This is a genomic window from Roseitalea sp. MMSF_3546, from assembly GCF_030732865.1.
GTDB lineage: Bacteria > Pseudomonadota > Alphaproteobacteria > Rhizobiales > Rhizobiaceae > Roseitalea.
Genome location: NZ_JASHKB010000052.1, coordinates 1 through 6,383, shown reverse-complemented (window position 1 = coordinate 6,383; position 6,383 = coordinate 1). Strand labels below are relative to the sequence as shown.

General features: G+C 65.2%; 7 protein-coding genes and 1 pseudogene. 4 read left to right on the top strand and 4 right to left on the bottom strand.

Annotation, left to right across the window (positions count from 1 at the left end; translation table 11 throughout):
• From RBB34_RS19665 to RBB34_RS19655, 3 genes are all read left to right on the top strand, one after another.
• On the top strand, positions 1–539 hold a 539-nt coding region (locus tag RBB34_RS19665; protein WP_306120945.1), incomplete at its 5' end, for a DUF3363 domain-containing protein.
• A 21-nt stretch (positions 540–560) separates the two neighbouring features.
• Positions 561–2,567: a conjugal transfer protein TraG gene (locus RBB34_RS19660; protein ID WP_306120944.1), complete on the top strand. Its 2,007-nt coding sequence runs from the start codon at positions 561–563 to the stop codon at positions 2,565–2,567.
• Positions 2,568–2,578: 11 nt separating this feature from the next.
• Positions 2,579–2,986 carry a CopG family transcriptional regulator gene (locus tag RBB34_RS19655; protein WP_306120943.1) on the top strand — a complete coding sequence of 136 codons (408 nt, stop codon included), beginning with the start codon at positions 2,579–2,581 and terminating at the stop codon, positions 2,984–2,986.
• 112 nt (positions 2,987–3,098) lie between these two features.
• On the opposite strand, the gene RBB34_RS19650 is transcribed toward RBB34_RS19655, so the two are convergent.
• From RBB34_RS19650 to RBB34_RS19640, 3 genes are all read right to left on the bottom strand, one after another.
• A complete protein-coding gene (locus RBB34_RS19650) occupies positions 3,099–3,830 on the bottom strand; it encodes a class I SAM-dependent methyltransferase (protein ID WP_306120942.1) in 732 nt (243 codons plus the stop codon).
• Positions 3,831–4,424: 594 nt separating this feature from the next.
• Positions 4,425–4,796 carry a VOC family protein gene (locus tag RBB34_RS19645; RefSeq protein ID WP_306120941.1) on the bottom strand — a complete coding sequence of 124 codons (372 nt, stop codon included), beginning with the start codon at positions 4,794–4,796 and terminating at the stop codon, positions 4,425–4,427.
• A gap of 83 nt (positions 4,797–4,879) precedes the next feature.
• A complete protein-coding gene (locus tag RBB34_RS19640) occupies positions 4,880–5,281 on the bottom strand; it encodes a PaaI family thioesterase (RefSeq protein WP_306120940.1) in 402 nt (133 codons plus the stop codon).
• Here RBB34_RS19640 and RBB34_RS19635 point away from each other — a divergent pair.
• Positions 5,249–6,166: a helix-turn-helix domain-containing protein gene (locus RBB34_RS19635; RefSeq protein ID WP_306120939.1), complete on the top strand. Its 918-nt coding sequence runs from the start codon at positions 5,249–5,251 to the stop codon at positions 6,164–6,166. The genes RBB34_RS19640 and RBB34_RS19635 overlap by 33 nt on opposite strands.
• Positions 6,167–6,180: 14 nt before the next feature.
• Here the strand turns inward: RBB34_RS19635 and RBB34_RS19630 are convergent.
• Positions 6,181–6,383 (bottom strand): annotated as a pseudogene (locus tag RBB34_RS19630) (hypothetical protein); the annotation flags it as partial.

The following is a 6,383-nucleotide window of genomic DNA, read 5'->3' as shown; positions in this document are numbered from 1 at the left end:
GATCGCGCGAGAGCGACCGTCCGCGCCTCTCTTTGGTCGGACGATCCGACTTGACGCTGGACGCGCAGGTGTCTGCCAACGGTGCGACCTGGCTCGACCGCCTGCAGTTGGCCCGCGAGCGCGCACCGCTTAGCCAAGCTGGCTTCGGCGCCGAGGTGTCCGCCGCCCTCGAACGGCGGGTCGATCATCTGGAGGCGGAAGGCCTCGCCACACGGCAGGCCGGCCGCGTCAGCTTCTCACGCGACCTTTTGAAGACGCTGCGCGAGCGAGACCTCGCGGCCACCGCTTTGAGGCTTGAAGCCGAGACGGGATTGAAGCGCCGGAAGAGCGGCGACGGCGAAACAGTCGCCGGCGTCTACCGCCAGCGCCTTGATCTCGCCTCGGGCCGCTTCGCCATGCTCGACAACGGATTGGGCTTCGAGCTCGTCCCCTGGAAGCCGCAACTCGAAAAACATCTCGGTCGCACTGTGACGGGCGCCGTCACGCCGGGCGGCGGCGTCGACTGGTCGTTCGGTCGCAAGCGCGGCCTGACCCTGTAAGACCCGCAGGAAAGAGACCCCATGACGAAACGCGATCCCCAATCTCCTGCCACCAAGATCCTCTGGGGTCAGATATTGATCGTCAGCCTGGTCGCGCTTCTCTTCGTCTGGGCCGCGACCCAATGGACGGCGTGGCGGCTCGGCTTTCAGCCCGAACTCGGCGAGCCCTGGTTCTCCCTCTTCGGATGGCCGGTCTACATCCCGCCCGCCTTCTTCTGGTGGTGGTATTGGTACGACGCCTATGCGCCGCGGGTCTTCGTCGAAGGCGCGATCATCGCCGGCGCCGGCGGCATCATGTCGATCGTCGTCGCCATCTTCCTGTCCGTGCTGCGCGCGCGGGAGGCCTCGGACGTCACCACCTACGGCTCGGCGCGCTGGGCCGAGACGAAGGACGTGGAGGCGGCCGGTCTGCTCGATCCCGACGGCGTGGTGCTCGGACGGTTCGAGCGAAACTATCTGCGGCACGACGGTCCCGAGCATGTGCTCTGCTTTGCCCCCACACGATCCGGCAAGGGCGTCGGGCTGGTCGTGCCTTCGCTTCTGACCTGGCCGGGCTCGGCGATCGTCCACGACATCAAGGGCGAGAACTGGCAGCTCACCGCCGGCTGGCGGTCGCGGTTCAGCCGGGTGCTGCTGTTCGATCCGACCAACCCGGAGAGCACCGCCTACAATCCGCTGCTCGAAGTGCGGCGCGGCGACAGCGAGGTGCGCGACGTCCAGAACGTCGCCGATATCCTGGTCGATCCCGAAGGACTGCTGGAACGCCGGAACCATTGGGAAAAGACCAGTCATGCGCTCCTGGTCGGCGCGATCCTCCATGTCCTCTACGCGGAAGCCGACAAGACGCTCGCCGGCGTCGCCGCCTTCCTCTCCGATCCGCGCCGGCCGATCGAGGCAACGCTGACGGCGATGATGAAGACGCCGCATCTGCGGGACCGGCCGCATCCGGTCGTCGCCCAGGCGGCGCGCGAACTTCTCAATAAGTCGGACAACGAACGCTCCGGCGTGCTCTCGACCGCGATGAGCTTCCTCGGCCTCTATCGCGATCCCGTCGTCGCCAAGGTGACCAGCCGCTGTGACTGGCGCATCCGCGACCTGATCGAAGGCGATCGACCGGCGACCCTCTATCTCGTCGTCCCGCCGTCGGACATCAGCCGGACCAAGCCGCTCGTGCGTCTCGTCCTCAACCAGATCGGCCGCAGACTGACCGAAGACCTGCACGCCAAACGCCGCCACCGGTTGCTGCTCATGCTCGACGAGTTTCCCGCCCTCGGTCGGCTCGATTTCTTCGAGTCTCAGCTCGCCTTCATGGCCGGGTATGGATTGAAGGCGTTCTTGATCGCCCAGTCGCTCAACCAGATCGAAAAGGCCTACGGCCAGAACAACGCGATCCTCGACAACTGCCATGTGCGCGTCGCCTTCGCCACCAATGACGAGCGCACCGCCAAGCGCGTCTCGGACGCCCTCGGCACGGCGACCGAGATGCGGGCGATGAAGAACTATGCCGGCCACCGGCTCAGCCCCTGGCTCGGTCATCTCATGGTCTCGCGTCAGGAGACGGCGCGGCCGCTTCTCACGCCCGGCGAGATCATGCAGCTCCCGCCCCATGAGGAGCTGGTGCTGGTCTCTGGCGCGCCGCCGATCCGCGCCCAGAAAGCGCGCTACTTCAAGGACCCGCAATTGCAGGCCCGCATTCTGCCGCCGCCGGAGTGTCGCCGAGCGGTCGGGGTGGGATTTGCAGCCAACGAAGATGACTGGTCATCCGTCCCGCCGATCACACCAGACCTTACCAACTCGCCGGGCAAAGCGAAGGATGGCGAAGACGCCGATGGCGGCATCCGCCGCGAGCCCGAGATCCCGGAACACGAGGACACCGCGCCGGAACGTCAGGCGCCCGCACGCGAGGAGTTCGCCGCGCTGGATGACGAACCGGACGACGATGCTCAGCGGGCGAAGCAACTCCAGGACCGCTTCCGCGGCGTGGCGCGCCAAGCCGCGCTCGACCCCGAAGACGGCATCGAGCTTTGAGAGGGACCGGGATGAAGAAGGACCGCCTTAATATTTACTTCGATCCGGCGCTCACCGGCGAGCTGGAAAGCCTGGCGGCACGACGCAAGGTCTCCAAGTCGCAGATTGTCGAAGCGGCGCTCGCGTCTTACCTCTCGCCCGATGGCGCCGATCAGCGCGAAGCCGCCATCGTCCGCCGCCTCGACCGGCTCACCCGCGCCGTCGAACGCCTGGAACGCGACGTCACCATCTCCACTGAAGCTGTCGCGCTCTTCGTCAAGTTCTGGCTCACAACCACGCCGCCGCTGCCTGATGCGATGCGTGATGCGGCGCAAGCCAAGGGGCGAGAACGCTACGAGGGGTTTGTCGAAGCGCTCGGTCGGCGGTTGGCCAAAGGCAGCACGCTGTCAAAGGAGGTCTCGGAGGAGCGTAGTGGTTGAGCCCTTAAACACGCCCACTTTCCGCTCCTTGTTGCGGCGAAGGTCGGCTCCGAGCCCTTTCACGACATTCGGTAGCATGCCGCCCGGCCGGTGGGACCGGGCGGCAACGAGATCAGGTCTTGTATGCCGAAACCATCAAAATCATTGGCCGCTCCACCTCGTCGGCCAGCTCTGGCATCGCCGCGATTTGCTCCGATGTCGGTGCAAACTCCTCGATCCGGCGCAGGGTGAAGCCCGCGCCGATCAGGGTATTGATCGTGGTAGCCAGTGTCCGATGCTGCTTCAGAACCCCCTCGGTGAACCAGTTGGTGCGGCGTTCACCTTCCGTCGAATAGCCGTTGACCGGCCATGTTTTCCGCCCGTCTTCATCCTCGATCCACTGCGGATGGGCGGCCGCCATGAAGATCGGGTGTTCGATAGTGAAGACCAGATCGCCGCGGGGCGACAGCGCGCGGTGGGTTGTCCGCATCAGCCGCCCAAAATCCTGCACGTAGTGGAAGGTCAGCGCACTATAAACCGTATCGAACGCGGCTTCAGGCAGTTCGAGCGTGTCGAGATCGGCAATGCGATAGTCGATGGCGGCATCGTCGGTGTCGGCTCGGGCTCGGTCGATCATGTTCTGCGACAGGTCGAGCCCCAGGACCGAGGCTGCACCGTTCTCGCGGAACCAGCGGGACGCCCAACCGAAGCCGCAGCCCAGATCGGCGACCCGCTTGCCTGCTATGTCCGGCAGCAAGGCACGGATGGCGGGCCACTCCGGCGCCCCATCCAGCCCTTGCACCTGCCGGGGAAGCTGGCTGTAGCCAATGAAGAATTCGGGGTTGTCGTAGATATTCTGTGCCATGTTCATCTCCAAAGAACGGGAGGACGAGGCACGTTTCCCACGCCAAAAGACCTCGTCCGAAAGGGCGAGGCCGAGGCTGGCAATCGGCGTGGTCAGGTCGCGTGATCGTCATCCCGGCATCCCGCCAAGGGGATACCGGCTGAGCGGGCGACTATATGGATGTCCTTCTCAACCATGCGAGCAGTATTGACCGTGAGGCAGGAAACGTCAATTTGACCGCCCACGCGAACGGCAGGAAGGTTCCGCACAGCAGACCTCGGACCCGGTCGCCTAGGTTCACCCTGAACTTTTCACCTGCCTTCGCGCGCAATAGCCCTACTACGCCCACACCACTGTTGCTGACCCACCGATAAAGGCCTTCTTGATCGACCACGCAAGCATCTGCGGGGCCGCCAGTGATCGTCCAACCCTTCCAAGCAGATGCGATCGCGTATGATTTGCACGCGGTCCGGGCTTCTGCCGGCAACGTTGTCTGAACCAGGTCTTGATCACAATGGTGATCCCGAACCTTCGTCTGATAGATCATTCTCGAGTGGAGATGCGGGCCTTTTTGCGCTGTTGAACAGCGTGTGAAGAACGTCAGTCGCTCCCGGCCTAGCTGCTCTGATGCAATGCGATGCGGTTGCCTTCGCTGTCCTCGATTTCGGCGACGAAGCCCTGATCGCCGATATCCTTCTTCGGGTAGAGCACCTGCGCGCCGTTTTCCGTCGCCAAGGCCAATGCCCTGTCGATATCGGCGACGGAGAAGTAGACGATCGCCCCGGCTTCGGACGGCTCGTAGACATCGCCCATGACCAGTGCGCCGCTCGCACCGGGGCGGCCATCGGCATGCGGGAACAGCGCCATCTCATAGCCGTCGATCGTCGCCCGTTCGAGTTCGAAGCCGAAGACGGCACTGTAAAAGGCTGTCGCACGGTCGAGGTCATGGACGGGAATCTCGATGTACGAAACGGGGTTTGCGGCCATGGCCGGATTCTCGCTGTGGCGCCTTCGGTTCGGCGTGCCGGCCGGCCGATTGTCGGAGGCACAGCCATTATGAAAGCGTCAGGCTAAAGGACAAGCTGGGTCTGAACCGAAACGGCGATCACCCGTGCGGCCTCGTCTTCGATCCTCGCCTGCCACACCGAAACGCGCCTGCCCACCGAAACCGGCAACGCGGTTCCCGAAAGGCGCGTGCCGCTCGCGGCGCGTCCCAGGAAGTTCGTCTTGCTCTCGATGGTGATCGTGCCGGCCGCCCCTTCGGGCCGGTTGAGATGGGCACCGATCGCGGCGAGACAGTCGGCGAATGCCATCAGCGTGCCGCCATGGGCGCTGTCGCCGATGGTGCACAGGCCCCCCCTGACGGTGATCGTGCCGACCACCTTTTCCGGCGTTGCATCGGTCACCTCGAGCCCGAGCAGTCGGGCGAACGGCATGGCATGAGCGAAGTCCGCCATCGCGAAGTCCGGCATTGCGACCTCCGATCCGCTGTTGTTACGGCCAGTCGGCCCGAACGAGGTACTGGAATCAATAACGTCAGGCGTTATGATACTGCCGAAAGAAACGCGCCCGTCTATCGGGATCAGGAGGCCAGAGTCTTGAATGCGTTCGGACCGACACTGAAGGCATGGCGGACACGGCGGCGGATGAGCCAGATGGCGCTGGCGCTCGCCGCCGACGTTTCCACGCGCCACATCTCCTACCTCGAGACCGCCAAGGCGGCGCCGAGCCGCGACATGGCGCTGCGCCTTGCTGAAGCGCTGAGCGTTCCGGCCCATGCCCGCAACGACTGGCTGACGGCGGCGGGCTTCGCCCCGATCTACGAAAGCCGGCCGCTCGACAGCGCCGAGCTTGCGCCGTTCATGGAGGCCGTCTCCCGCCTTCTGGATCGGCACGATCCCTATCCGGGCTGGGCGCTCGATCCGGACTGGCGTATCGTGCTGTGCAATCATGTCGGCGAGAGATTGCTGCGCCGCGTCGGCATCGCGCCGGGCGACAGCCTCGTCGCGGCCCTCGTTGGCGACCCGACGCTCGGCGGCGCCCTTCTCAACTGGCGGGAGGCGACGCTGCCGCTGGCCCACCGGCTCGGCGCCGAGGCAAGACGGCGCAACGACGCCGAGACGGCAAAAGCGGCGGAGACGCTCGCGGCGCTCAGCGGCCAGAGCCCGCTTGCCGCGCCGGCGTCGGCCGCCGTCACCACGAGGCTCGGGATCGACGGGCGGGTGATCGAACTCGTCTCGATCCAGGCGGCCTTCAACACGGCGAACGATCTGACCCTCGCGGATCTCAGAACGGAACTGTTCTTTCCCGTCGGCGCCGACAGCGAGCGCAACCTCGCCGAGGCGTTTCCGCAGTAAGCCTCGCAGCCCGATCAGGACGTGCGCTTTTGCGCCTCGAAATAGTGGTTCTCGCCCTCGTCGACATGTTCGGCGATCACGTCCAGTCCCGCAGCGTCGAGGATGCGGCCATATTCCTCCGCGCCCAGCGACGATGATCTCCGGCCGGTCAGCACATCGTCCCAGGCGCAGACCTGGCGCGGCGCGGTGAACAGGAACCGCCCGCCGGGTTCCAGCG